General features: G+C 60.1%; 24 protein-coding genes, 1 tRNA gene and 1 pseudogene. 23 read left to right on the top strand and 3 right to left on the bottom strand.

Features of this window, described 5'->3' with window-relative positions:
• The first annotated feature begins 50 nt into the window (after positions 1 to 50).
• Positions 51 to 356: a hypothetical protein gene (locus AS026_RS29030; protein ID WP_018855961.1), complete on the top strand. Its 306-nt coding sequence runs from the start codon at positions 51 to 53 to the stop codon at positions 354 to 356.
• Between the two features lie 111 nt (positions 357 to 467).
• Here the strand turns inward: AS026_RS29030 and AS026_RS29035 are convergent, their stop codons facing one another.
• Complete coding sequence (locus tag AS026_RS29035; RefSeq protein WP_037214600.1) at positions 468 to 872, bottom strand: response regulator; 405 nt, start codon at positions 870 to 872, stop codon at positions 468 to 470.
• 475 nt (positions 873 to 1,347) lie between these two features.
• On the opposite strand from AS026_RS29035, the gene bcsN reads away from it, so the two are divergent.
• The 5 genes from bcsN to AS026_RS29060 are packed head-to-tail and all read left to right on the top strand — an operon-like array spanning position 1,348 to position 10,305.
• The gene (bcsN, locus tag AS026_RS29040; RefSeq protein WP_018116447.1) at positions 1,348 to 2,238 is read left to right on the top strand and encodes a cellulose biosynthesis protein BcsN; all 891 of its coding nucleotides are present in this window, start codon (positions 1,348 to 1,350) and stop codon (positions 2,236 to 2,238) included.
• 57 nt (positions 2,239 to 2,295) lie between these two features.
• The gene (gene bcsA, locus AS026_RS29045; RefSeq protein WP_025657998.1) at positions 2,296 to 4,485 is read left to right on the top strand and encodes a UDP-forming cellulose synthase catalytic subunit; all 2,190 of its coding nucleotides are present in this window, start codon (positions 2,296 to 2,298) and stop codon (positions 4,483 to 4,485) included.
• Positions 4,485 to 6,959, top strand: a complete 2,475-nt coding sequence (locus AS026_RS29050) for a cellulose biosynthesis cyclic di-GMP-binding regulatory protein BcsB (protein ID WP_062373859.1) — start codon at positions 4,485 to 4,487, stop codon at positions 6,957 to 6,959. Before bcsA ends, AS026_RS29050 begins: the two co-directional genes overlap by 1 nt.
• Complete coding sequence (locus AS026_RS29055) at positions 6,956 to 8,005, top strand: family 8 glycosyl hydrolase (protein ID WP_062373862.1); 1,050 nt, start codon at positions 6,956 to 6,958, stop codon at positions 8,003 to 8,005. The genes AS026_RS29050 and AS026_RS29055 overlap by 4 nt, the downstream gene beginning before the upstream one ends.
• Positions 8,002 to 10,305 carry a hypothetical protein gene (locus AS026_RS29060; RefSeq protein ID WP_062373865.1) on the top strand — a complete coding sequence of 768 codons (2,304 nt, stop codon included), beginning with the start codon at positions 8,002 to 8,004 and terminating at the stop codon, positions 10,303 to 10,305. Before AS026_RS29055 ends, AS026_RS29060 begins: the two co-directional genes overlap by 4 nt.
• A gap of 200 nt (positions 10,306 to 10,505) precedes the next feature.
• Here the strand turns inward: AS026_RS29060 and AS026_RS29065 are convergent.
• A tRNA-Ser gene (locus AS026_RS29065) sits at positions 10,506 to 10,595 on the bottom strand.
• Between the two features lie 304 nt (positions 10,596 to 10,899).
• Here AS026_RS29065 and rplU point away from each other — a divergent pair.
• From rplU to modC, 11 genes are all read left to right on the top strand, one after another.
• Complete coding sequence (gene rplU, locus AS026_RS29070; protein WP_007528566.1) at positions 10,900 to 11,217, top strand: 50S ribosomal protein L21; 318 nt, start codon at positions 10,900 to 10,902, stop codon at positions 11,215 to 11,217.
• A 35-nt stretch (positions 11,218 to 11,252) separates the two neighbouring features.
• Positions 11,253 to 11,522 (top strand): 50S ribosomal protein L27, encoded by a 270-nt coding sequence (rpmA, locus tag AS026_RS29075; protein WP_018855954.1) that lies wholly within the window; start codon positions 11,253 to 11,255, stop codon positions 11,520 to 11,522.
• Positions 11,523 to 11,648: 126 nt separating this feature from the next.
• Positions 11,649 to 12,305: a GNAT family N-acetyltransferase gene (locus tag AS026_RS29080; protein ID WP_025658002.1), complete on the top strand. Its 657-nt coding sequence runs from the start codon at positions 11,649 to 11,651 to the stop codon at positions 12,303 to 12,305.
• Positions 12,302 to 12,889: a GNAT family N-acetyltransferase gene (locus tag AS026_RS29085; protein ID WP_025658003.1), complete on the top strand. Its 588-nt coding sequence runs from the start codon at positions 12,302 to 12,304 to the stop codon at positions 12,887 to 12,889. Before AS026_RS29080 ends, AS026_RS29085 begins: the two co-directional genes overlap by 4 nt.
• 273 nt (positions 12,890 to 13,162) lie before the next feature.
• The gene (gene obgE, locus AS026_RS29090) at positions 13,163 to 14,245 is read left to right on the top strand and encodes a GTPase ObgE (protein ID WP_062373868.1); all 1,083 of its coding nucleotides are present in this window, start codon (positions 13,163 to 13,165) and stop codon (positions 14,243 to 14,245) included.
• Positions 14,232 to 15,401 carry a glutamate 5-kinase gene (proB, locus tag AS026_RS29095; protein WP_062373869.1) on the top strand — a complete coding sequence of 390 codons (1,170 nt, stop codon included), beginning with the start codon at positions 14,232 to 14,234 and terminating at the stop codon, positions 15,399 to 15,401. The genes obgE and proB overlap by 14 nt, the downstream gene beginning before the upstream one ends.
• Positions 15,394 to 16,677, top strand: coding sequence for a glutamate-5-semialdehyde dehydrogenase (locus AS026_RS29100; protein WP_062373871.1), 1,284 nt, complete (start codon positions 15,394 to 15,396; stop codon positions 16,675 to 16,677). Before proB ends, AS026_RS29100 begins: the two co-directional genes overlap by 8 nt.
• 37 nt (positions 16,678 to 16,714) lie before the next feature.
• On the top strand, positions 16,715 to 17,308 hold the full coding sequence (locus AS026_RS29105; RefSeq protein WP_245307686.1) for a nicotinate-nucleotide adenylyltransferase: 594 nt from the start codon (positions 16,715 to 16,717) through the stop codon (positions 17,306 to 17,308).
• 470 nt (positions 17,309 to 17,778) lie between these two features.
• Entirely contained in the window at positions 17,779 to 18,564 is a 786-nt protein-coding gene (gene modA, locus AS026_RS29110) for a molybdate ABC transporter substrate-binding protein (RefSeq protein ID WP_062373875.1), read from the top strand.
• A 74-nt stretch (positions 18,565 to 18,638) separates the two neighbouring features.
• The gene (gene modB / locus AS026_RS29115; RefSeq protein WP_025658009.1) at positions 18,639 to 19,340 is read left to right on the top strand and encodes a molybdate ABC transporter permease subunit; all 702 of its coding nucleotides are present in this window, start codon (positions 18,639 to 18,641) and stop codon (positions 19,338 to 19,340) included.
• Positions 19,337 to 20,404, top strand: coding sequence for a molybdenum ABC transporter ATP-binding protein (modC, locus tag AS026_RS29120; RefSeq protein ID WP_062373877.1), 1,068 nt, complete (start codon positions 19,337 to 19,339; stop codon positions 20,402 to 20,404). The genes modB and modC overlap by 4 nt, the downstream gene beginning before the upstream one ends.
• On the opposite strand, the gene AS026_RS29125 is transcribed toward modC, so the two are convergent.
• Positions 20,405 to 20,776 (bottom strand): winged helix-turn-helix domain-containing protein, encoded by a 372-nt coding sequence (locus AS026_RS29125; protein WP_018855944.1) that lies wholly within the window; start codon positions 20,774 to 20,776, stop codon positions 20,405 to 20,407.
• A 204-nt stretch (positions 20,777 to 20,980) separates the two neighbouring features.
• On the opposite strand from AS026_RS29125, the gene rsfS reads away from it, so the two are divergent.
• The 6 genes and pseudogenes from rsfS (at position 20,981) to AS026_RS29155 (ending at position 26,738) form a co-directional block, all read left to right on the top strand.
• Complete coding sequence (gene rsfS / locus AS026_RS29130; RefSeq protein WP_018855943.1) at positions 20,981 to 21,424, top strand: ribosome silencing factor; 444 nt, start codon at positions 20,981 to 20,983, stop codon at positions 21,422 to 21,424.
• A 109-nt stretch (positions 21,425 to 21,533) separates the two neighbouring features.
• Positions 21,534 to 22,016, top strand: a complete 483-nt coding sequence (gene rlmH / locus AS026_RS29135; RefSeq protein WP_025658011.1) for a 23S rRNA (pseudouridine(1915)-N(3))-methyltransferase RlmH — start codon at positions 21,534 to 21,536, stop codon at positions 22,014 to 22,016.
• Between the two features lie 119 nt (positions 22,017 to 22,135).
• Positions 22,136 to 23,590: a murein hydrolase activator EnvC family protein gene (locus AS026_RS29140; RefSeq protein WP_062373879.1), complete on the top strand. Its 1,455-nt coding sequence runs from the start codon at positions 22,136 to 22,138 to the stop codon at positions 23,588 to 23,590.
• Positions 23,580 to 24,902, top strand: coding sequence for a S41 family peptidase (locus AS026_RS29145; protein ID WP_025658013.1), 1,323 nt, complete (start codon positions 23,580 to 23,582; stop codon positions 24,900 to 24,902). The genes AS026_RS29140 and AS026_RS29145 overlap by 11 nt, the downstream gene beginning before the upstream one ends.
• An 80-nt stretch (positions 24,903 to 24,982) precedes the next feature.
• Positions 24,983 to 26,187: pseudogene (locus AS026_RS29150) on the top strand (divergent polysaccharide deacetylase family protein).
• Positions 26,188 to 26,201: 14 nt separating this feature from the next.
• Positions 26,202 to 26,738: an RNA pyrophosphohydrolase gene (locus AS026_RS29155; RefSeq protein WP_062373882.1), complete on the top strand. Its 537-nt coding sequence runs from the start codon at positions 26,202 to 26,204 to the stop codon at positions 26,736 to 26,738.
• Positions 26,739 to 26,747 lie beyond the last annotated feature (9 nt).

Consider the following 26,747-nt stretch of genomic DNA (forward strand, 5'->3'; position numbering starts at 1 on the left):
GATGGCGGGACGACACTTGCAACCTGCAGCAAGGTGGGAGAGAGAGAACGATGGACGAGCAAGACCGCTGGCGTCACATGGCAAGCGCGCCGAAAGACGGCAGTCGGATCCTCGTCACGATCCGCCAGTCCGAACAGGGGCCGGCAGAAGTCGACCTCGCCTATTGGTCGAATGGCGATCAGTTCGGTGCGGAAGGCTGGCGTGCCTCTGATTCCTCGCCAGGCCGAATCATTGAATATGCCGAGCCGGAAATGAAGTGCTGGATGCCGATGCCCTCGGCCAATCTCAATCGTGCGTCGATGCCCTCACCCTGGGAAGGCGACGACGCACAGGAGCTCGACGGGTCAGGGATTTGAGAGTTCGAGCCAGCATCGCTAACGCTTCTGTTGTGGCGCTGGCATCAATTGTATGGGGGCAGCCAGACTCCGCGTCCGCATGACCTTCAGGATGGTCACGACATCCTCGCGCTATCTGGCAGCGTTTGGCCGCTTCGGCAAAGAACGCGACGCGTGGGAACCGACCCGTCGCCCGATTTCGTTGGCGATAGCCTTTAGATCGTAAGGCTTGGGAAAGAAGCTCGCGTCCCAATCCAGGTCAGTAAGATCGATTTCACGACCAGACGTCACCAAGACGTGGATGAACGGCTTTGTCGCCTTGATGAGCCTCGCGAGATCCAGGCCGTTGAGTGCCCCAGGCATCTCCACGTCGGTCACGATCGCATCAACGTCATCGTTCACTCCAAGTGCCGCGATCGCCTCAAGCACGTTCCCGCATTCGATGACGCTATAACCTTCCTCAAGCAGTTGGTCTGCCAGCACGAAGCGAATGAGGGGTTCATCTTCCACGATAAGGATCTTTGCCACTACTCGCATACTCCGTTTCGGATGCCGGTCTAACGCGCCAGGAGAGCAAATCGGTCCTCAAGGAAGAATGCGATTTGGTTACATGTTTAATAAAATGCAAATCAGTTTCGCGAGATGATTTCGCAGTCTATCCAGGATGATCGACACACTGTGTTCAACGCCAGACGGAGAACACCGCGAGGATCGGAATCCGTCGACGACGTTGCCGGACAGCTGCACCGAGTGCCATTCCCTTCCCAGATCAACACTCGCTGTCGCACATTAACTATGGGTTAACCATAATCGTCGTTTACCATAGGTAGCGGCCTCAAGGGTCGTTGATTCGGAAGTCCAATGCGTAATCTCGCATGGACGTGAGGAAAGACGATTGCGGCGACCCGAAACGTCCAGTGTAATGAAGGCGTCATGCTTGGCACTGCTTGCCGGGCTTGTGGTCGGATGTCAGTCGTCAGGAAATGTCAGGCGCCCAAACGTCTCCGAGACGGTGCCCGCCGAAAGGGCGCTGGCCTTGCCTCCGCCTGGTGGTCCCTCGATCGTCAGTGTCGTAGAGCGCAAGCGTGGCAATGGCACAGAGCAGACGATTTCGCTCTACACGTCGTCTTCCGTGTCCGGTCAGAATTTTCTCGGGGTGCAGTTTTTTGGGGCATCAGGAGCCAATCCTGGCATCGGAAACGCCTCCTTTAGGATGGTCAGCGAGGACGGGATAATCCGCGAAGCCTTTGCGGCCGTTCCCGGCGTGCAGATGACGCGCTCGGCGACTTATCTGCAAAACAGCTATGGACCGTTCGGCTATGCCTCGGGCCAGAGCGGTTCGGGCGATACCTGTATTTATGGCTGGCAGCAGATCCGCTCAAGCAGATCCGCGCAGACGCAAGCGCGCAACTTCGGAATGATCCAGGTGCGGTTGCGCCTCTGTGATGCCCGGGCAACCGAAAGACAGTTGCTCGGAATCATGTATGGCTACACGATCGTTGGGATGCTGGATGGAGAAATCTGGAATCCGTTCGGGCATCCGCAGGGCACTGATCCGACGCTCGGGCGCCCCGGCAATCCGATCTATCCAGACGAGGGCGGCTATAGAAACACGCCGATGGCTTTTGGCTATGAACCAGCCCGTCCGGAAATCCAATCTCGTGTCGTTCGCGTACGCAGCGTTCAGCCGAGAGTCGAGGAGGCGCCCGTGCAATTGCCGCCGCCGACCGGCCCTCGCGTTCCGTTGCCTGATGGCTCGAGCAGTCTGCCGCAGCCAGACATGTCAGCCGCGCCTTCGGCCGAACAGACGCAACCGAGAACCGCGGTGGCGAGCGGCCTGACGGTGCCGTCACCGGAGTGCATAGGGGATTCGGCCATGACGGCCGCGTGCCAGAAGAAGTAGACGTGAGACGGCTGCGGTGTTCCTAAGCGCCCGGCCCGCATTGTCAAAGGGATGTTGATGCATAAAGCCCGAAGCATCATTACGTGGGCCTTCGTTTCTCTGTGCGTGATCGTTCTGATCACATTGCCTGTGAACCTGCAGACACAGCTGATCGCGAGCTTTGTTGTCGTCGCCGTGATGGCGATCATCAAGGGGCTGAAGGCTGAAGGCACCTGGAGACTGATTGCGCTTGCCTTTGGCACCTCCATCGTTCTTCGCTATGTCTATTGGCGAACGACCAATACGCTGCCGCCGATCAACCAGCCGGAGAATTTCATCCCTGGCCTGCTGCTCTATCTCGCGGAAATGTATAGCGTGGCGATGTTGGCGCTCAGCCTGTTCATCGTCGCCACGCCCTTGCCTCCTCGTCCATCGCGCGCGAGCAAGGAAGAGCGGTTTCCGCATGTCGACGTGTTCGTCCCCTCCTACAACGAGGACTCCCACCTTCTCGCCAACACGCTGGCTGCGGCAAAGGCCATGGATTATCCGGCCGAAAGACTGCACGTCTGGCTGCTGGATGACGGTGGTACACTGCAGAAGCGCAATTCCAACAAGCTTCTCGAAGCCCAGGCCGCGGTGGCGCGCCATGACGAACTCAAGAAGCTTTGCGAGGATCTCGACGTCCGCTACCTCACGCGTGACCGCAATGAGCATGCCAAAGCGGGCAACCTCAACAACGGAATGAAGCAATCAAGCGGCGAGCTGATCGCCGTGTTCGATGCGGACCACGCGCCGGCACGCGACTTCCTGCTCGAAACCGTCGGCTATTTCGACGACGATCCGAAGCTGTTTCTTGTCCAGACCCCGCATTTCTTCATCAATCCGGATCCGCTCGAACGAAATCTTAGAACCTTCGAGAGGATGCCGAGCGAGAACGAGATGTTTTACGGCATCATCCAGCGCGGTCTCGACAAATGGAATGCCGCCTTCTTCTGCGGTTCAGCCGCCGTCCTTAGCCGGAGGGCGCTCGAATCCCAGGGAGGCTTCAGCGGCATCAGCATCACCGAGGATTGCGAAACCGCGCTTGCGCTTCATGGCAGCGGATGGAACAGCATCTATGTGGACAAGCCGCTGATCGCCGGGCTGCAGCCCGCGACATTTGCGAGCTTCATCGGCCAGCGCAGCCGCTGGGCGCAGGGAATGATGCAGATCTTGCGTTTCCGTTTCCCGTTGCTGAAGCGTGGCCTGACACTGCCGCAACGCCTTTGCTATATGTCGTCGACGCTCTTCTGGCTCTTCCCCTTCCCGCGTACGATTTTCCTGTTCGCGCCGCTTTTCTATCTCTTCTTCGATCTTGAGATCTTCACGGCATCGGGCGGCGAGTTCCTGGCCTATACGCTTGCCTATATGCTCGTGAACCTGATGATGCAGAACTACCTCTACGGGTCCTTCCGCTGGCCGTGGATCTCGGAGCTCTACGAGTATGTCCAGACGGTCCACCTGCTCCCGGCGGTGGTTTCGGTCATGCTCAATCCGCGCAAGCCAACCTTCAAGGTGACGGCGAAGGACGAGTCGATTGCCGTCAGCCGCTTATCGGAAATCAGCCGGCCGTTCTTCGTGATCTTTGCTGTCCAGCTGATTGCTCTGGCGGTGACCATCTATCGCATCTATGCCGAGCCATATAAGGCCGATGTGACCTTGGTGGTCGGTGGCTGGAACGTCATCAACCTCATTATGGCCGGCTGTGCCCTCGGGGTCGTGTCCGAACGTGGCGAGCGGGCTGCGTCCCGACGCGTGCGCGTGAACCGGCGTTGTGAATTCGGGGTCGGTGGCAAGTGGTACACGGCATCGATCGAAGACGTGTCGGTGCACGGCGCGCGACTGCATGTTTTCAACAAGCAGCTGGATCCCATGGTGATCGGGACCGAGGGGGAAATTCGCTTTCAGCCTCATAGCGGCGCAAGCATGGAAACACTCCCCCTAATCGTCCGCAATATCCAGCCGTCCGGCGAGATCCTGGCCGTTGGCTGCCAATACATTCCGAAGCGCGCGCTCGACCACCGCCTGATCGCCGACCTGATCTTTGCGAATTCCGATCAGTGGACACAGTTCCAGCAGGCGCGACGCCATAACCCAGGCCTCATTCGAGGAACAATCTGGTTTCTCGGCCTTTCGCTCTATCAGACAAGCCGTGGCCTCGTGTACCTCTTCCGGAGCACGAGATCTGAGCGCGAGCGCCCGCATCAGGTCGCGAAGGCAGGAAACTGATGAGGAAGATCACATCAATCCTGGCGTTTCTCCTTTCCGCCCCCGCGGTTGCCTATGCACAGACCGCGCCCTTCGACATGTCGGGCGAGCGTGAGCAAGGGAGCGCCCCGATGGTGCCGCGCCTGACATTACCGGCCACGCCTGCGCCGGCGACCGGCCCGCAAACACCCTCCACGCCGCCTACACCCGCTGCTAACCCGACGCCACCATTCGCCATCGCACCCGCCTCACCGCCAGCCGCGGCTCAACCGCCGCCCGCGCAGGTGGAAGCGCCTCGCCCACAAACTGCCACGCCACCCCCTCTGCCCGCCGTCCAGTCAAGCCTAAGCGCCGCGCTTCGGAGATATGTTGTTCCGTTCGCCAAGCTCGGCCTGGATGGCGAGTATGATCGCAAGTCGTGGTCGGTCTACATCACGCCGGAGCAGGCCGCCGCGCCTGCAAAGTTCAACTTCGCCTATCAGAATGCGGTTGTTGTCGCCCCGGAGGCGTCACAACTGACCGTTCTTCTGAACAATCGGATCGTCGGCCAACAGGCGATCGCCTCACCGGATGCACCATCGAATGTCTCCTTTGATGTCCCAGCGGGACTGCTGCAACCGGGCGCAAATCTTCTGACATTCGAAGCCACACAGCGCCACCGCACCGATTGTACCATTGAATCGACCTACGAGCTTTGGACGGATATCGACCCGGCAAAGACCTATCTGAGCTTCAGCGGTCAAGAGGCAGCGAAGTTTTCCAGCACGGACGCCATTCGCGCGATCGGCGTCGATGAAACCGGCAGGACGCAGTTCAATTTTGTCGTACCGGCACTCGAGCAGCCAGGCACGACAAAACCGCTTCTGCGCCTTGCCCAGGGACTCTCGGTTCTGAGCGGCATGCCGAACGAGACATTCTCCTTCAGCGCGGATGCACTGCCCCAGTCTGGTCCCGGGCGCATGACTGTGGTTGTCGGAACGCCGGCAGAGCTCCAACCATTCTTCGCCCCCCCGCCGGCCGCGCAAGCGGCGCCGCTGGCCTCCTTTGTGACCGACCCGAAGTCGGGGGCACCCGTTCTTTTGATCAGCGGCCCGTCCTGGCCCGCAATTTCGGCCGCGATTGAAACCATTGTGTCGACGGTGGACCGGCCCGCGACCGCCATTCGCGATACGTTGGTAACCCAGCGTTGGAGCGCACCGGATGCACCGCTTGTTCTCTCGGCCACAAACCTGACATTTGCGCAGTTGGGCGTGAAGACAACGGAGTTTTCGGGACGACGCTTCCGGACCAGTTTCAACATCGCCGTGCCGTCTGATTTCTACGCGAACGCCTATGGCGATGCGACGGTACTGCTGGACGCCGCCTTCACGCAGAATGTCCTGCCCGGCAGCCATATCGACATCTACGTCAACGGCAACATCGCTTCAACGGTGCCGATTTCATCAACGGGTGGGGGCATCTTCCGGCACTTGCCCATTCGCGTGACGATGCGGCATTTCAAACCGGGCTTAAACACACTGTCCCTCGAAGCCATCCTGATGACGAAAGAGGACGACATCTGCGTGCCGGGCACGACGGCCGGTACCACGCCGCGCTTTGCGCTCTTCGACACCAGCGAGATTCACATTCCGGACTTTGCCCGCATCGGGCAGCGACCGAACCTCGCCGGACTGTCAGGGACTGGCTATCCCTACAATCGCGCGACACAGCCCATTCCGCTGTTCATCGACCGGATTGATAGCGACACGCTGTCGGCGACGGCCACGCTACTCGGGCAAATGGCAGTGGTTGCCGGCCGCCCGCTCGACATTGAACCGGCGGCGACACCGGGCGCCATCGGCGAACGGGATGCGATTTTCATCGGCTCGATCTCGCAGATGCCGCCGGCCGTGTTGACGCAGTTGAATGTAGCAACGACCAGTCAGGCGTCCTGGCGACCGCCCGCTGCCGCCCAATCGAACCAGACCGAGCCTTCTGTGACCTTTGACGATTGGCGCTCCAAGGTCAGCGGCGGGGTATGGCGCGGGCAGATCACATCATTTCAGGAGTGGCTGCGCCGCAACTTCGACATTTCGCTGAGTTCACTGCAGTTCGTACCAGGGTCCGAGGAAGTCTTCACGCCCTCGAACGACGACAGCTTCTTGATCGCTCAGGGCAAAAGCGCTGCCGGGGGATCCTCCTGGACGATTGTAACGGCTCCTTCCGCCAAGGACCTGCGCGAGGGCGCCGAAGCCGTTACCACACAGGTCAACTGGCCGCAGATCGCAGGTCATATCACCACCTATTCCAGCAAGACCGGCAAGGTCGAAAGCGTCCCGGTCGGTCGCTTCGATTTCGTGGCCTCTCAGCCCTGGTCCCTCTCAAATTATCGCCTGATTGCTGCGAACTGGCTATCAACGAACATACTGTCCTACGCCTTCCTTCTGGTCGTCCTTTCGCTGCTGATCGGTGTTACCACGGCAAGCATGCTTTCCCGGCTGGGCAGGCGCGAATGATGAGGTTGCTGAAACTGCTCTGCGCCGCAAGCTTCGCGGTTGCGGCTGTCTGCCAGCCCGCGCAGGCGCGAGGTCCCGGAATTAGCCCAGAGGCATGGGGCGCCTACAAGGCGAAGTTCCTGGATGCCAGCGGCCGCATCGTCGATGATGGCAACGGCAATATTAGCCACAGCGAAGGCCAGGGTTACGGCCTGCTGCTTGCCTACCTTGCCAACAACCCCGCTGACTTCGAACAGATATGGTACTTCACGCGCACCGAACTGTTGCTGCGCGATGACGGCCTGGCCGCCTGGAGATGGGATCCTGCCGTCACGCCGCATGTCACCGATAGCAACAATGCATCGGATGGCGATCTGCTGATCGCCTATGCGTTGGCCCTTGCGGGGTCTGCGTGGAACAAGACCGATTATATGGAGGCGGCTGCGAAGATGGCTCAAGCCCTTCTTTCGCATGTCGTCATCAGTTCAAACGGACACACCCTGTTGCTCCCTGGCGTCAGCGGTTTCAATTCCCCTGATCGCAAGGACGGCCCCGTCATCAATCCCTCCTACTGGGTGTATGAGGCGATCCCGGTCATGGCGCTCTTGGCCCCATCCAACGCCTGGCAGAAGCTGTCAGACGACGGTCTGCAGCTGCTGCAGGCCATGCAGTTCGGACCACGAAAACTGCCCGCCGATTGGGTGAGCCTCAATCGCATGCCGGAGCCCGCAGCCGGCTTCGACGCGGAATTCGGATACAACAGCCTGCGCATCCCGCTCTATCTCGTGCGCGCGGGAGTTTCGGACAAGGCTCTGCTGTCAAGATTGCGAAAGGGAATGACCGCCGAGGAGGGCACTCCGGCGACAATCGACCTCTCGTCCGGCAAGCCGAAGGCGCTGCTGTCGGACCCGGGTTATCGAATTGTTAACGATGTCGTGGCCTGTGTGACGGAAGGAACCAAGCTGCCTGAGTCGTCGCAGCATTTTGAGCCGTCGCTCTACTATCCATCGACCCTTCATCTTCTTGGGTTGGCATTTGTCGGGGAGAAGCATCCGGAGTGTCTGTGAAATCCTCATCCGTTGCAATTGTCGTTGCGGTGGCGGTGGCTGGTCTGGTGACCGCCCTGAGGGACCGCGTGGCACTTCAGGAGATGCTGGGCTTCGGGCAGTCGGGTCACGCAGCTACGCCACAATTCATGCTCATGGGTCGTGTCACGGGACCGGAAACCAGTCCCAAGCCGCAGATCGACGTCCAGGCCATTGCCGATCGGCTACACGCAGCAACACTGGTTCCGCCGCTTCCTCAACAGGGTGAGACCGCCGGTGACGAGGCCGAAAAGTCGTTGATGGTCGCGCAGGCGCCTCAACAGCAGCCTACGGCGGCTCAGCCAGCCAAGTCAGCCCAGCCGAAAGTCGATGAGAGTGCCTTGCGCTATTTCGCCAGCCGCGGCGACAAGGCGCGACTGCAGGCCGAGATCGCGCGGCTTCAGGCGCTGTACCCGAACTGGGTGCCGCCCGCCGATCCTCTGGCCGTTCCGCAGAGTGGCGACAGGCAGCTGGAGCAGATGTGGCAACTGTATTCGGAGGGACGCTACGCGGAACTCCGCAAGGCGATTGCCGACCGGCAGGCGTCCGAATCGGGATGGCAGCCGCCGCCTGACCTGCTTGACCGGCTGGATGTCGCCGAGGCCCGCGCGCGCCTCGTCAATGCGTCGGACCTGAAGCAATATGCAACCGTCGTCCAGATCGGCGCCAATACACCGAGCCTCCTGACATGCAGCGACATCGACGTGCTATGGCGGGTTGCCGAAGCTTTCGCGAAGACCGATCGCGCACCGCGCGCCCGGGATGCCTATGTCTATATCCTGAAGAATTGCACAAATCCGCAAGAGCGTGTGGCGACCATTCAGAAGGCGTCCGCCTTGCTTTCCTATGCAGTGATGCAGGATCTCCTGGCGCTTGAACGCCCCGATGGCAACGGCGGCCGCGAATTCGATGGCATTCGCAATGAGCTTGCCCGCCGCTTTGTCGCCGCCGGCAACGATGACCCCGATCTGGCTGTGGCGCCGGCTTATCTTTCAATCGTGCAACGACTTGCTGAAACGGAGCGGCTGGCATCCGACAGCCTTCTTCTCGGCTGGTACCAGCTTCGCCGGGAAAACTATCCCGATGCGGAAAGATGGTTTCGGGCAGCGCGGGAGAAGGAAGACTCGGCAATCGCTTCCCAGGGTCTGGCGCTGGCGCTGATTGCCGAGAAGAAACCGCAAGAGGCGGAGGACGTCATGTACAAGTGGCGTGGTGCCTCCAAGGATGCGACCGCGACATATCTTGCTGCGACGGCGAACCTGATGGCCTTGCAGCCGCCTGCCAACCTCAGCGAAGAGGTACTTTCGCGCATCGCCAGCGAAATCATTGCCCAGAAATATGTGCCGACGGCACAGCAATTCGGCTGGTTTGCCCGTACTCTCAATCAACCGCAAACAGCGGCGCGCTGGTTCGAGACGGCGCTACGCTGGAAGCCGGATGACGAACCGTCCGCTTACGGATTGGCCATCACGCGCCAGCAGTTGCGGGACCGGGCGGGCGTAGCTGAGATCCAGCGCCTGTGGGGTGGCAGGTCCGAGCGCATCGCACAGTTGGGTGAGGCCACGAACCAACGGACCACAACACCTTCCCTGCCCGCCCCTCCCGGGCAGATGGTGCCGCAAGGTCCAACGGCCGCGTCACCGGAGATTGTCCGGGCACCGCCGGAGCGCATCGAAAGTGCAAACCCGCAAGCCGTCACCGAGGTCGTACGCCAGCCTGCGATGCAAACGGTCACGGTTCGCCGCGGTGCACGGCAACTGCGCGGATGCACGACCACGGTCAATGCGCAACTGCTCGATCCGGAAACCGCACTGTCACGGGGCTGGTGCCTGATGGACATCAATCGTCCGATGGAGGCAGCCAAGGCTTTCGACGCAGCGCTCGCCAGTTCAAACCGCAAGACGCGCGAGGACGCAGCCTATGGCCAGAGCCTCGCCTTCCTGCGCGCCGGCCTATCCAACAATGCTGCCGTAGCCGCGACGAAGGCACCGCAGACGCAACAGCGCGCGGCCGAATTGCAGATTGCGATCCTGGCCGACCGGGCTCTCGCCGCCTTCGATGCAAAGCGCTATCGCGAGGCCTTGATATTTCTCGATCAGCGCGCCCAGCTTCGCCAGGAACCGATCGACCTGATGGTGCTGCGCGGATATGCCTACCTGAACATGAAGATGTACGGCGATGCCGAGCGGATATTCACTGCCGCGGCCTCGACCGGCAACAAGGATGCAAACCGCGGTCTGGCCGATCTGAAGGCATCGACGCATCCTGATACCGTCGATTAGCGACAACGAGGATTGTTCTGCTGGCGCATGCATGTTGGCGTGAGCGGTGCCATTCAGCGTGCAGCTCACGCGGTCGTCGCGAGCATGGTTGCCGGGCGCACTTCACGCGCTGGATCCGACTCGTTACCAAGACGGGCTCCGCCGTTGCGGGCTGTCCACGGTGGCTAGGAAAGCACAACAAAACAACTAGTTGGTGATAATGGCGGAGAGGGTGGGATTTGAACCCACGATACCCTTGCAGGTATGCCGCATTTCGAGTGCGGTGCATTCGACCACTCTGCCACCTCTCCGCGGTCAGGTCGGCGCTTATTCGGCGCGGGGGGCTACATAGCGACAGAATGACGGGCTGGCAAGACGAAATCTCAAAGCTTTTCATCCTTTTGCCTTGACAGTTTTTTTATGCTCGCGTATCTCGGCTGCGCAATAGGTGTGGATAAGTCTGCGCCTTGCATGCTTCGCGCTCGCGAGGCACATCACCGGCAGCGAGAGTTCTGGGCTAAAGCCTTTGAAATCCCTGCTTAACCTCGACTGATAAAAAGACGGCCACCTGCTGATTGGCGGGCACGAGCCGGAACGAACATGAAAGGATAAAAAATGTTCGCAGTCATCAAGACCGGCGGTAAGCAGTACCGTGTGGCGGCAAACGACGTGCTGACCATCGAGAAGCTTGAAGCAACCGCTGGCGACGCAATTGAATTCACCGAAGTCCTCGTAATCGGCGAAGGCGCCGACGCTGCGATTGGTGCTCCCTTCGTCAAGGGCGCTTCCGTCAAGGCCGAAGTGGTCGAGCACAACCGCGGCAAGAAGGTCATCGCCTTCAAGAAGCGCCGTCGTCAGAACTCGAAGCGTTCGCGCGGCCATCGCCAGCACCACACTGTTGTCCGCATCACGGACATCGTGGCTGCTAAGTAAGATCACGGGACTTTAAGGTTTAAAGGAGAACACCAATGGCACACAAAAAAGCTGGCGGTTCATCGCGCAACGGTCGTGATTCCGAATCCAAGCGCCTTGGCGTGAAGAAATTCGGTGGCGAAACCGTCATCGCAGGCAACATCATCGTGCGTCAGCGCGGTACGCAGTGGCATCCGGGCGCCAACGTCGGCCTCGGCAAGGACCACACCATTTTTGCGCTTACGGCCGGCAATGTGAACTACCGTACGAAGGCCAATGGCCGCGTGTACGTGTCTGTAATGCCGAAAGCGGAAGCAGCGGAATAAGCCGGTAGCGCTCTAAAACAGCCGGCGTCTCATCGACCCGGCTGAGCGTATCAGGTTCAGTCCAGAAATAAGGGGAGATGGGGCGCCATCTCCCCTTTTTTCTTGTCCAACGAAGGAGGACTGAACATGCAAGGCGAATTGTTGAGGGAAGGCCAATTGCGGTCTTTCAGGGAAGACCAGCGGTCTCCCAAGGAACGGCTGAGGCCGGAGCGGTTAAGGACCGATTGCCCTGTCTTGTTGTCGGAGCGGCTCGTCATGCGCGCGCCGCACGAAGAAGATATCGACGCCCTTGCCCATCTCGCCAACAACGCCAAAGTCGCCACCATGGTGTCGCGCATGCCGCACCCGTACACGGCCAATGATGCCGCCGACTTCGTGCGACGCACGAAAAAAGGCGAGATTGGCAAGTGCGTCTATGCGATCACCAAGGCCGAGAACGGTGCCTTTGTAGGGTGCTGCGGGGTCGAACCGCATCTTGACGGGCGGACCGTCGAGATCGGGTACTGGCTTGGAGAACCGTACTGGAATCAAGGCTTTATGACCGAGGCATGCCATGCTTTGGTCGATATGGTCTTTCGCACGCGGCAGGATGTCGATCAGATCGATGCTCGTTGCCGGGTGATGAACGTCGCTTCGCGGCGGGTCATCCAGAAGTGCGGTTTCCAGTTCCAGGGATCGGGGTTGGCGGCATCGCTGGCTCTCGGCAGCAATGTGCCCGTCGAATGGTACAGGCTCGACCGCAAGACCTGGATGTCGCTGAGAAGCTGGGGGAGCGTCCTATGAACGCGATCAGCCTTCAGAGACCCAGGAGCCAGTCGATGACGCCCGGCCCATTGCCGGTCATCACCACCGACCGGCTGGTGCTCCGCCCGCACAGGCTGAGCGATGCCGATGCGATCGCGGACACGCTGTCCGACTTCGCCGTTACCCGCATGCTCGCGCGCGTTCCTGCGCCTTATGACAGGCAGGACGCACTCGACTGGCTGGTTCCGGTGACGGCGGGTGGCATGGCCGACTGGCAGTTTGCCATCACGACTGGCGACGACGCTCATATCGGCGTCGTCGCCATCGAGCTTCGCCATGGCCTTTGGCACCTCGGTTACTGGCTAAACCGCTTCTACTGGCGGCGCGGCTATATGAGCGAGGCGGTATCGGCCGTGCTGGAGCGCTTTTCGCGCCGTATGCCGGAGACGATGGTTCATTCCGGGGTCTTCGCGGACAACCCGGCTTCGTTGAAGCTGCAGGAAAGGCTCGGCTTCCGCATGACCGGTTGCAGCGAAATCTACAGCTTCGCGCGCAACACCATGGTCACGCATGTCGAGACGATGCTGAAGCCGGGTGCCCTGCAACAGGCCAGGATTGCTTGAGACGAATGCGAGGCGTCCCGATCGTCGGGGCGCCTCAACCCCACCTAATAACGACCCAGATGCGGAAATGGTCGGAGCTACGTCGATCTTCGCGGATTTCAGGTTGCTGGATGCGATGATGTTGCCGAACGGTCGAGGTCGTAGATACCATCAAGACCGCAGCCGTACTGTATGCTATAGCTCGCAAACCTCACGATAATCCTTTGACCTCCGATTGAACCGCCTATATCGAAAGCGGCAAGAGGAGCGATGAACGGCCACAATGGAAGTAAGATGAAATTTCTCGACGAAGCAAAAGTCTACATCAAGTCCGGAGACGGCGGCGCGGGCAGCGTCTCGTTCCGACGCGAGAAGTTCATCGAGTTTGGTGGCCCCGATGGCGGTGACGGCGGACGCGGCGGTGATGTCTGGGTCGAGGCGGTCAACGGACTCAATACACTGATCGACTTCCGCTACCAGCAGCACTTCAAGGCCAAGATCGGTACGCACGGGATGGGCAGGGACCGTACCGGCGCCAATGGTGAGCACGTGACGCTTAAGGTGCCCGTCGGCACGCAGATTTTCGAAGAAGACAAGGAAACGCTGATTTGCGATCTCACCGAGGAAGGCCAACGCTACCGGCTCGCTACCGGCGGCAATGGTGGCTTCGGAAATGCGCACTTCAAATCCTCGGTCAACCAGGCGCCGGACTGGGCCAATCCCGGTCTTCCCGGTGAGGAAAAGACAATCTGGCTGCACTTGAAGCTGATTGCAGACGCTGGCCTTGTTGGATTGCCGAATGCCGGCAAGTCCACGTTCCTTGCAGCCGTCACCCGTGCCCGGCCGAAGATTGCAAATTATCCCTTTACGACATTGCACCCGAACCTGGGTGTCGCGACCGTTGACGGGCAGGAATTCGTCCTTGCCGACATTCCGGGGCTGATCGAAGGCGCGCATGAAGGAGTCGGGATCGGTGACCGCTTCCTCGGCCACGTCGAGCGTACGCGCGTTCTGTTGCATCTCGTTTCCTCGCAAGAGGAAAAGGTCGGCAAGGCCTACACGACCGTCCGGCGCGAACTCGAGGCCTATGGCAGTGATCTTGGCGAAAAGGTCGAGATCGTCGCCCTGTCGCAGATCGACGTTCTCGATGACGCCACGCTGAAGAAGAAGACGAAGGAACTGGCCAAGGCCTGCGGCAAGACGCCGTTCCAGATTTCCGCGGCGACGGGCAAGGGCATGACGGAAGTGCTGCGAGCCTTGCGGGATGTGATTGTCGAGGCGAATGCCGGCGGGGCGGAAAAGCTCGCCAAGGCACCGAAGCTCCGCCATCGCGATACGGTGTCGGATGATGAAGGCGAGGCCCATGACGACGCGTAAGTCGCTTGAGCGCTATCGCCGCATCGTCATTAAAATCGGCTCGGCTCTCCTCGTCGATCGCAAGACCGGTCTGAAGAAGGCGTGGCTCGACGCAATGTGCCGCGATATTGCGGCCCTGAAGGCCAAGGGCGTCGACGTCCTCGTTGTTTCGTCCGGCGCGATTGCTCTCGGCCGTTCGGTCCTCGATCTCCCTTCGGGAGCCCTGAAGCTCGAAGAAAGTCAAGCATCGGCGGCCGTCGGCCAGATCGCTCTGGCGCGTGCCTGGTCGGAAAGTCTGTCCCACGACGAGATCGTTGCTGGCCAGATCCTGTTGACGCTCGGCGATACGGAAGAGCGCCGTCGCTATCTCAACGCGCGTGCCACCATCAATCAGCTCCTGAAGATCGGCGCCGTGCCGATTATCAACGAGAATGATACCGTTGCTACCAGCGAAATTCGCTACGGCGACAATGATCGCCTGGCTGCGCGGGTCGCGACCATGACCGGTGCTGATCTGCTGATTCTGCTGTCCGATATTGACGGTCTCTATACGGCGCCGCCGCACCTCGATCCGCAGGCGGAATTTCTTGCCACGATCGCCGAGATCACGCCTGAAATCGAAGCGATGGCGGGTGGCGCTGCGTCCGAGCTGTCGCGTGGCGGCATGCGCACCAAGATCGACGCCGGCAAGATTGCGACGACGGCCGGCTGCGCAATGATCATCGCCTCAGGCAAGGCGGACAGCCCGCTCTCGGCGATCGAGAATGGGGCGCGCTCCTCTTGGTTTGCTCCTTCAGGGACGCCCGTCGCGGCGCGAAAGACGTGGATTGCTGGCCAGTTGCAGCCGGCGGGCGAACTCCACGTCGACGAGGGTGCCGTTGTTGCGCTCGGCGCCGGCAAGAGCCTGCTTCCTGCCGGGGTTCGCAAGGTCGTCGGGCTTTTCAGCCGCGGCGATACGGTGGCGATCGTCGGCCCGCATGGTCGGGAGATCGCGCGCGGACTTGCTGGCTACGATGCCGAAGAGGCGCGGCAGATTACCGGCCGCAAGTCGACGGAGATCGAGGCAATCCTCGGCTATGCGGGACGTGCGGCAATGATCCATCGCGATGACATGGTGATGACGTCGCAGATCAGTTCAAAATCGGAAAGGCAGAAGAAGGACACAAGCTATGCTTGATACGGTTGCGCGGAGCCCTGACATTGACGCGCTGATGAATGACATCGGCCGCAAGGCCAAGGCTGCGGCGCGACCGTTGGGCTTTGCGTCCACTGAGGCCAAAAACAAGGCGCTGAACGCCATGGCGGATGCGATCCTCGCCAACAAGGATCACATCCTCGCCGAGAATGCCAAGGATCTGAAAGATGTCGCCGGCACGGACATGCTCGCATCCTTCGTTGATCGTCTGACACTGACCGACAAGCGCATTGCCGAGATGGCCGAGGGTATCCGCGCGATCGCGGCGCTGAAGGATCCGGTCGGCGAGCTGATCGCTGTCTGGGAACGCCCGAATGGACTGAAGATCGAGCGCGTTCGGACGCCGCTCGGTGTTATCGGTGTGATCTTCGAGAGCCGCCCGAACGTCACGGCGGATGCCGGTGCGCTGTGCCTGAAAGCCGGCAATGCTGTCATTCTGCGTTGTGGTTCGGACTCGCGGCGCTCATCGCACGCAATTCATGCCTGCCTTGTACAGGGCCTGAAGGCCGCGGGACTTCCCGAGCATGCCATTCAGCTCGTGCCGACAACCGATCGAGCTGCCGTCGGCGCGATGCTGCGCGGATTGGATGGTGCGATCGACGTTATCGTTCCGCGCGGCGGCAAGAGCCTTGTTGCGCGTGTCCAGAACGAGGCGAGGGTGCCCGTCTTCGCGCACCTTGAAGGGCTTTGCCATATCTATGTGGATGCATCCGCTGATCTCGACATGGCCACGGAGATCGTCGTCAACGCCAAAATGCGGCGCACCGGTATCTGCGGTGCAGTGGAAACGATTCTCGTCGACAGCGCTGCGGCCAAGACTCATCTTCGCCCGCTGCTGGAGGCCCTTGCGGGAGCCGGTTGCGAAATCCGCGGTTCGGCTGCGGTCGTTCAAGCAATGCCTGGCGTGAAGGCAGCCACCGAGGAGGACTGGTCGACCGAGTATCTGGATGCCATCGTTTCGGTTGCTGTCGTCGATGGCATTTCGGGTGCGATAGAGCACATCCAGGCCTATTCCTCGAACCACACCGAGGCAGTGATTGCCGACGATCCTGATGTGGTGCAGAGGTTCTTCACCGAGGTTGATTCCGCGATCCTGCTGCACAATGCATCGACACAGTTTGCCGATGGCGGCGAGTTCGGAATGGGTGCCGAGATCGGCATTGCGACCGGCAAGATGCATGCCCGTGGCCCTGTCGGTGTCGAGCAGCTCACCTCCTTCAAATACCGTGTGCACGGCACCGGACAGACCCGGCCCTGACGTGATCAACGACGAAATCGACCGGCGCCATCTTCGGATGCCGCATAGCGAGCGGGGCATGGTGGTCGGTCTTTTCGGCGGTTCGTTCAATCCGCCGCATGACGGACATGCGCTGGTTGCAGAAATCGCGATCAAGCGGCTTGGCCTCGACCAGCTTTGGTGGATGGTCACGCCCGGGAATCCGCTGAAGGATCGGCGGCACCTGCTGCCGCTTGTCGAGCGCATCGCTCTGAGCGAGCGGCTTGCCCGACATCCCTCGATCAAGGTCACGGCGTTCGAACGCGATTTCGCGACGAGCTTCACGGCAAACACGCTGGCGCGCGTCAAGGCGCGCAACCCGCATGTCCATTTCATCTGGATCATGGGGGCCGACAGCCTGAAAACTTTCCATCAGTGGCAACGCTGGCAGGATATCGTCAACACATTTCCGATTGCCGTGATCGACCGCCCGGGCTCCACGCTGTCGTTCCTGTCATCGAAGATGGCGAGGACGTTCGATTTTGCCCGCGTTGACGAAGATGATTCCCGCGCGCTCTGGAAGAGCCAGGCACCAGCCTGGACGTTCATACACGGTCCGCGCTCCAGTCATAGCTCGACGGCTATCCGCGCTACGAACGGCACCGTAAAATAGTTCGACTTTTCAGGGAAGACCTACAAATGAAAAGCCCGACGGGGGAGGAGATCCGTCGGGCTTCGTAAACTCGATCGACAACTGGGAGGAGGAGTGTTGTCGATCCTATCCAACGGCTTTGGGAGGAGGAGATCGCCGTTCGATGAGTGCGTTGTACCATAGTCCCCGGATTCTTGAAGCGGGTCCATTGCATTGCAGCAATGCGCTGCAAGCATGGCCGTAGCCATAAGCCTCCTCGTTTTTGCCCAATTCTTTGGCATCCGAGACGATTTTCGTCGAGATTTCAAACTCCTGTCGGTTCCCCCCCTAAATTCTCGCCGTTTTGGGAACTGGGATCTCCGCAGTCATGCGCATCACGAATGTGTGAAGTCTGAGACGCGCAGACGGTTATGCTTGTCAAAATATAGCGCTAGCCAAGTCGCAAGCGACGTTATATTTCTACAGATATTTCCAAAGCTTCGGGAGAGATCATGCACAGTCGTCGCCAATGGATGAAGTTTGCCGTCACAGCCATTTCGGCTGTCTTCTTAGGCGTTGCCGCAACGCCAGCCGCCGCTGCGGAAAAGGTCAGCGTTTTTGCAGCGGCCAGCCTGAAGAACGCCCTTGATGCAGCGAATGCGGCGTGGGCGAAGGAAGCCGGCAAGGAGGCTGTCGCCTCGTATGCTGCAAGCTCCGCGCTTGCAAAGCAGATTGAAGGCGGCGCACCCGCCGACATCTTCATCTCCGCCGACCTGGACTGGATGGACTATCTTGCGAAGAAGAATCTGATCAAGGCCGACAGCCGGTCCAATCTTTTGGGTAACCGAATCGTACTTGTCGCAACCAAGGACCACGCCAAGCCGGTCGAGATCAAAAAGGGTTTCGAGCTCGCCACTCTGCTCGGTGATGGCAAGCTTGCCATGGGTGAGGTGAAGTCGGTTCCGGCCGGCAAGTACGGCAAGGCTGCGCTTGAAGCGCTTGGCGTCTGGCCCTCGGTTGAGGCGAAGGTTGCCGGTGCTGAAAGTGTTCGTGCAGCGCTGGCGTTGGTATCGCGCGGCGAGGCGCCCTATGGCGTTGTCTACCAGACCGACGCCTCCGCGGATCCGGGCGTTGCCGTTGTCGGCACCTTCCCGGCGGATTCGCATCCTCCGATCATTTATCCGGTCGCCGTTCTTTCCGAGAGCAAGAACCCGGATGCCGCGGCATACCTCGACTTCCTGAAATCTGAAAAGGCGGCTCATTTCTTTACCGAGCAAGGCTTCACCATCTTGAAATGATTGCGAATTCTCGCACGAAGACATAGCGTGAGAAGGCCCGTCGATACGGGCCTTCTATTTTTGGAGAGAATGGCTTGGACGCACTCGGCCTGAGCGATGATGAATGGACGGCAATCTTGCTCAGCCTGCGCGTGTCGGTGGTGGCGATGCTGGCCAGCCTGCCATTCGGCATCGGCGTTGCCCTGCTGCTGGCGCGCGGCCGGTTTTGGGGTAAGTCGATTCTGAATGGTGTCGTCCATCTGCCGCTGATCCTGCCGCCTGTTGTCACGGGCTTCATTTTGCTGATCCTTTTCGGGCGGCGCGGGCCGATCGGCAGCTTTCTCGATTACTATTTCGGCATCGTGTTTTCGTTTCGCTGGACAGGTGCCGCGCTCGCGTGCGGGGTCATGGCTTTTCCGTTGATGGTGCGCAGCATCCGGCTCTCGATCGAAGCGGTCGATCGAAAGCTGGAGGAGGCAGCCGGCACCTTGGGAGCCAGCCCATTCTGGGTTTTCATGACGATAACATTGCCACTTACCCTGCCTGGCATCATAGCAGGAATGATCCTTTCCTTTGCGAAGGCAATGGGGGAGTTCGGCGCGACGATTACCTTCGTTTCCAACATCCCGGGGGAAACGCAGACCCTTTCAGCGGCGATCTATTCCTTTACGCAGGTCCCGGGCGGTGATGCCGGCGCCCTGCGGTTGACGCTCGTCGCTATCGTGATTTCGATGGCCGCCTTGCTTGCCTCGGAATTGCTGTCGCGCATCGTCGGCCGGAGGATTGATCCGGAATGACGCTTGTCGTGAAAGCAAAACAGCGGCTTGGCGCATTCGCGCTCGATGCCACCTTTACCTCGGGGCGCGGGATCACCGCGCTTTTCGGCCGTTCCGGCTCTGGTAAGACGTCGATGATCCGCATCATTGCCGGGTTGGCGCGGCCCGACGCGGGCCAGGTCGTCCTCGACGGCGAAGTCCTGACAGATACCGAGCGGCGGATCTTTGTCGCCAAGCATCGACGGAGGTTCGGTTATGTCTTCCAGGAGGCGCGGCTGTTCCCGCACCTCAGTGTCGGTCACAACCTGTCCTATGGCCGGTGGTTTGCCAGAGCCACCAGTTCGGCAGAGGGATTGGATCATATTGTTTCGTTGCTGGGCATCGAAAGCCTGCTCGAGCGCAGACCGGAAAAGCTCTCCGGTGGCGAGAAGCAGCGCGTTGCCATTGGGCGAGCCCTGCTTTCGGCTCCCCGTCTGCTGTTGATGGATGAGCCGCTGGCGGCGTTGGATGAGGCGCGAAAAGCCGAGATCATGCCCTATCTTGAGCGCCTGTGCGACGAGATGGACATTCCGATCGTCTATGTCAGTCATTCGATCGCCGAAGTAGCACGCCTCGCCAATCAGGTCGTCGTCATGCGTGATGGACAGGTGGAGGCCGTCGGCTCGGCCGTGGATGTGTTAAGCCATCCGCCGGCCTCATTCGAGCGGCGCGATGCGGGGGCTCTTCTTGAAGGGATGGTGGAGAGCCTCGACGTGCAGCACCGCATAGCGACAATTGCCCTGAAATCAGCTCGGCTTCACGTCCCGGGAGCGATGCTAAACCTCGGCAAGCCCGTTCGCGTCCGCATTCCGTCTCGCGACGTGATGCTGGCAATGAAAAAGCCGGAAGCCCTGAGCGCGCTCAACGTGCTTGAAGGTACCGTTCAGAACATGTCGCAGGCAGACGACGCCACCATTGACGTTCTCGTCGATTGCGGTGGGGACGCCATTCTTTCCCGGATCACAAGCTTCTCGGCAGAGCGGCTGGGCGTGCGGATAGGGTCGCCTGTTTTTGCCGTGATAAAGACCGTCGCCCTTGAACCATGATCAGCGATTGCTTTCAGGCGATCGGTTGGCCTCCAGCCATGCCAGCTCTTCAGCGAGAGTCGTTTTCATCATCTGCTCCATCTTGCGAAAGCGGGCGAGGAGCTCATCGCCGAACGGCGTCAGCGCCGCGCCTCCACCTTTTGGGCCGCCGCGCTGGGACTCGACCACGGGCTCGCGAAACATCCGGTTCATATCGCTGACAAGCAACCAGGCGCGACGATAGGACATGTCCATCGCCCTGCCTGCCGCGGAAATCGATCCCGTTTCCCTGATATGTTCGAGCAGTTCCATCTTGCCGCGCCCGAGGCGGTCTTCATGAGGAAAACTGATGCGGAGTATCGGAGTGAGCGTATCAACGGCGGGGCTTTTCATCGGCAAGTCTTCTATAGTCGAAAACGATCTTACTTTACGTGTGGTTGCAAGGACTGTACACAGCCGGGCCACATTCGGTCTTTCATCCACAGATGATCTATCGCGTCAAATGGTCGTTCACGCTTTGTGATTGTGCGCGTCTTGAAACGTTAATGGTTTGGTGCCTATCTTAACTATGATTTGGTCACCAAATCAGTGATGTGCATGTTTTGTCATTCCGAGAAAGGGAAAGCACTGACAACAGTACACGCCAAGGGAAAAACGCTTGCCGTTGTCCCGAAGAGCCCGGAACGTGGCGCCGATGCTGCCGCCCGCGCCCTGCACGCCGTCCTCACTAGCCTTGAGGACTCTAAGGCTGAAGATATCGTCACCATCGACATTGCTGGAAAATCGGCACTGGGAGACTTCATGGTCGTCGTCTCCGGGCGCTCGAGCAGGCATGTCATGGCGATCTCGGACCACCTGCTGTCTGATCTCAAAGACGAGGGCCTTGGAAGCGCCCGCGTCGAGGGTCAGGAAGGCGGCGATTGGATCCTGATCGACACCGGCGATGTCATCGTCCATGTCTTTCGTCCAGAAATACGCGAGTTCTACAACATCGAAAAGATGTGGGCCGCGCCCGATATGGACGAGGAAACGGTGCACTAACAGGCTGCTGGACGCTGTGTCCGCGGCCTGATAGACGGCATTTATTGGCCGGACGAATCCGGCTGGCGGCAGGTGTGTGCCGCCGGTTGCCGAACTGCGGGAGCGGATGATGCGTGTTGGTCTTTTTGCGGTGGGGCGGCTGAAGTCCGGCCCCGAGAAGGATCTTGCGGCCCGCTATTTCGATCGCTTTGCCAAGGCCGGTCCTGCGGTCGGCCTCGAATTCTCCCGCGTGGCCGAAGTGGCTGAAAGTCGTGCGTCGAATGCCGATACGCGCAAGCGCGATGAAGCGGCGATGCTGCAGAAGTCGTTGTCCGAGGGGAGTGTTCTCATCCTGTTGGACGAGCGCGGCAAGGCGCTGGACAGTGAAGGCTTTGCCAATCTCCTTGGAAACTATCGCGACCAGGGCAAGCGCGACCTGATGATTGCCATCGGCGGTGCCGATGGCCTCGATCCGTTGTTATACGACGTTGCCGATGCAACCCTCTGTCTCGGCAAGATGACTTGGCCGCATCAGTTGGTTCGCACGCTCATCGCAGAGCAGCTCTATCGAGCCGTCACGATCCTTTCCGGTCATCCCTATCATCGCGTCTGATGGGTTCCGTAGCTCACGCGAGCGTGTACGTCCCGGAACGCACAGACACTCAATCGATCTGGCAAAGAATGTCAAATCAGCTTAATCTTCGCGCGATTTGAAGGGATTTCGAAGCTCGTATGCCGACACGCGCGTTCAAGCCAAAATACGTCATTCTGTCGGCCTTGGCTGCAGGCTTGAGCGTGTCTGTGGTGGCAGTTGCGAACCGCCCCTTCGCCACGGGCGCCTTTGCGCAGGATGCGCCGGAAGCTGCGCGGATGTCGTTGCCCGAGGCGCCTGCCCTGGCAAATGCAACGGTTGCCCAGCCACCGCCCGATCCGGCGGCCAACCTTGCGGCGAAGCGAGACGAGACGCGCGCCGAGCTTGAAGCCCTGTCGAAGACCATCAGCCTCTCCTCCGATAAGGTTGCTGAGCTTCAGAAGAGCATCGCGGATCTGGACAAGAGCACCAGCAGCGTTCGACAGGCGCTGATCGATTCCGCGGCGCGGCGCAAATCGCTCGAGAAGCAGATCCTGGAGAGCGAGAAGAAACTGGCCGATCTCGGCGTAAAGGAAGACGCGGTCCGCCGGTCATTGCATGAACGGCGTGGCTTGCTGGCCGAGGTGCTGGGTGCCTTGCAGCGGATGGGCCGCAATCCGCCGCCGGCCCTCCTTGTGACACCTGACGACGCGCTCGCATCGGTTCGCAGCGCAATCCTGCTCGGCGCGGTGGTTCCCGGTATCCGAAAGGAAACTGACAAGCTCGTCGCCGATCTTGCCAATCTGTCTGCGTTGCAAACGGCAAGCGCTGCGGAGAAAGCGGCACTCACGACGACGATGACCAATAGTATCGAGGAAGAGCGCCGGATGGATTTGCTTCTCGCTGAAAACGAGAAGCTGAGCCGCAGCAGCGCGGCGGAACTGGATGCGGAGAAGAAGCGGTCGGTGGATCTTGCCAGCAAGGCAACAAGCCTCGAGGGGCTGGTGGCATCGATGGAAACCGAGATCGCATCGGTTCGCGACGCCGCCTCCGCGGCCCGCCAGGCCGAGGAAAACCGCAAGCTCTTGACCGAGGAGCAACGCGCCCAGGCCAAGGCCCTCGCGGAGAGCGGCGTGCCTGATAAAAACCGCATTGCCCCCGCATATCCCTTCGGAGAATTGAAGGCGAAGCTGGAATTGCCTGTGGCAGGCGATATCCTCCGCCAGTTCGGCGACGCCGACGGAACCGGCCATGAGGCGATGGGAATGACGCTTGCCACCAATCCGGAAACGGTGGTTACCGCTCCCGCAGATGGGCTTGTCGTTTACGCGGGTGCTTTTCGCAGCTACGGCCAGATGATCATCCTCGATGCCGGCAACGGATACCACCTCGTCCTCTCCGGAATGGAGACGATCAGCACGCGCCAGGGGAAGTTCGTTTTCTCCGGCGAGCCACTTGCAGCCATGGGCGCAAAAAGAGTGGCAAGCGCGACAGCATTGGCGCTGGAAACCAACCGTCCGACGCTTTACATTGAATTTCGAAAAGATGGAAAACCGGTCGATTCCCGGCCTTGGTGGACCGCTAAAGACACTGGAAAGGCACGCAATGATTCGTAGGGCTTCTCTTGTTCTGGTCGGCGCATTGATGGGTGCGACCGCGATGAGCGTCATCTATTCGGCAGGCGTGCCTGCGGAAGCAGCCGGAGCCTCCACCTACAAGGAGCTTTCCGTTTTTGGTGACGTTTTTGAGCGTGTGCGCGCACAGTATGTGACGCCGCCGGCCGAGGACAAACTCATCGAAAATGCCATCAACGGCATGCTTTCCTCGCTGGATCCGCATTCGAGCTACATGAATGCCAAGGATGCGGCTGACATGCAGACCCAGACGAAGGGCGAATTTGGCGGCCTCGGCATTGAGGTCACCATGGAAGATGAACTCGTCAAAGTCATCACGCCGATCGACGACACGCCGGCGGCAAAGGCTGGCGTTCTTGCTGGTGACTACATTTCCGAGATCGACGGTCAGTCCGTTCGCGGCCTGAAGCTGGAAGATGCGGTCGAAAAGATGCGTGGCCCGGTCAACACGCCGATCAAGCTGACGCTGATCCGCAAGGGTGCCGACAAGCCTATAGAGCTGACGATCGTTCGCGACGTTGTGGCTGTGCAGGCCGTGAAGTCGCGCGTCGAGGATGATGTCGGCTATCTGCGCGTCATCTCCTTCACGGAGAAGACCTACCCCGATCTCGAGAAGGCGATCGAGAAGATCAAGAAGACGGTTCCGGCTGACAAGCTGAAGGGCTACGTCCTCGATCTTCGTCTGAACCCGGGTGGTCTGCTCGACCAGGCGATCCAGGTGTCGGATGCGCTGCTGCAGCGTGGCGAAGTGGTTTCCACCCGCGGCCGCAATCCCGATGAGACCCGCCGCTTCAACGCTGGTCCGGGCGACCTGACGGACGGCAAGCCGGTAATCGTCCTGATCAACGGCGGTTCGGCATCTGCTTCGGAAATCGTTGCCGGCGCGTTGCAGGACCTGCGTCGTGCTACCGTTCTCGGAACGCGCTCGTTCGGCAAGGGCTCGGTTCAAACGATCATCCCGCTCGGTGAAAACGGCGCGCTGCGACTGACGACGGCGCTCTACTACACGCCGTCGGGCCGCTCGATCCAAGGCACCGGCATCACGCCGGATATCAAGGTCGAAGAGCCGCTGCCGGATGATCTGAAGGGCAAGATGACCACCGAAGGCGAGTCCAGCCTGCGTGGGCACATCAAGGGCCAGAGCGAGACGGACGAAGGCTCCGGTTCGGTTGCCTATGTTCCGCCGGATCCGAAGGATGACGTCCAGCTCAACTACGCGCTTGACCTGCTTCGCGGCAAGAAGACGGACCCGTCCTTCCCGCCCAATCCGGACAAGGCCGTTAGCGCCAAGTAATTGCAATTTGAGGCGTCAGGCCGGATGGTATATCCGGCCTGGCGCCTTTTTGCTGTCCTGATTCTGAAGCGGAAACGAGCTTGAATACCGATCTGCACGCACCACTAGGACAGGGCCGTAAGGTTAAGCGGCAGCGGCCGGGTGTTCTGCGAACGGGCCGTGTCGTCGCCGGGATTTGCCTCGTTCTGATCGGGGTTTCGTCGCTTTATACGGCATTCCGCGGAGATGGGCTGAAGCGCGAGATGCCGCCAGTTCAAGACCAGGCGGCTGTGCCGCCATCCGATACCAATCAAAATCAGGTGCCGTCGCAATCTTCGTCCGCTGCGGTTCCAAATGGTATGGTGCCATCTGATCCCCGATCGGGTGCCAATGTGGAGCAGATGGTCACGGGCGACGGATCTGTCGTCACGAAATACTCCCCGAGACAACGCGACGGAAATGGCCCAGTGCTGGTTGATGCCTCGCAGGTCGGGCAGGATCCACGAATGGCAGCGTTGCCGAACGATGCGCTTCTGGAAAGTACGCCGTTGGGGCGGCTCCCGATCGTCGGGCCGGACGGACGTCGCCCGATGGACCAGTATGCGCGGCCATGGTCGGGTGCGCACGGAACACGCATCGCGATCGTTGTGAGCGGACTAGGGTTAAGCCAGACAGGCACGCAGCGGGCGATCCAGCAATTGCCGGAGGAGGTCACCTTCGCTTTTGCCGCCAGTGGCAACAGCCTGCAACGTTGGATGCAGGAAGCGCGCCGCGCAGGCCACGAAATCCTGTTGCAGGTTCCGTTTGAACCTTTTGATTACCCGGCAAACGATCCCGGGCCGGACACGCTGCTGACGTCGACGTCGGCTGCGAAGAATATTGAAAGCCTGCACCGGGCAATGGGCGAGATCACCAACTATACGGGCATCATGAATTATCAGGGCGGGCGCTTCCTTTCCGACCCCAACGCCATGGAGCCGGTGATGCGGGATATCGAAAGCGCGGGTTGCTGTTTCTTGACGATGGAACGTCGGCCCAGTCCAAAACCGCGGCAGTCGCAAAGGGAACGGAGGCGCCCTACGCCTTTGCTGATGTGCAGTTGGACAAGCAGCTTGATGTGAACGCCATCATCCAGAAGCTGGACGAGCTTGAACGCGTCGCAAAGCGCAATGGTCAGGCAATCGGTGTTGCCGCCGCCTTCGATGAGAGTATTGATGCCATCGCGCAATGGACGCAGGAGGCCGCGATGCGCGGCATTGAGATCGTTGGTGTCTCTGCGCTGACCAACGACCCGAAGAGACCCTGAAATAGAGAGAGCTGATGAGCAAGATGATCGTCAACACCGAAGACCTGCCGTATCGCCCCTGCGTCGGCGTTATGATCCTCAACCGCGAAGGCCTCGTATGGGCGGGGCGACGGATTCCCGAAGAGAACTCCGAATATGATGGATCGCCGCAGCTTTGGCAAATGCCGCAGGGCGGCATCGACAAGGGCGAGGATCCGCTGGATGCCGCCTATCGGGAACTTTACGAGGAAACGGGTATTCGCACGGTGACGCTGCTTGCGGAAGCCAGGAACTGGATCAACTACGATTTGCCACCCCAATTGGTGGGCATTGGGCTAAAGGGAAAATTCCGCGGTCAGACGCAGCGCTGGTTTGCCTTCCGTTTCGATGGAGATGAGAAGGAGATCGCAATCAATCCGCCGCCCGGCGGCCATGCGGCGGAATTCGATGCATGGGATTGGAAGCCGATGGAAAGCCTGCCCGGTCTCATCGTGCCCTTCAAGCGGGCGGTCTATGAGCAGGTGGTCGACGAGTTCAGGCACTTGGCTGCCAAAGCGCCGCAGAGTGAATGACCGGCGGCC

It is taken from the genome of Rhizobium altiplani, assembly GCF_001542405.1.
GTDB lineage: Bacteria > Pseudomonadota > Alphaproteobacteria > Rhizobiales > Rhizobiaceae > Rhizobium > Rhizobium altiplani.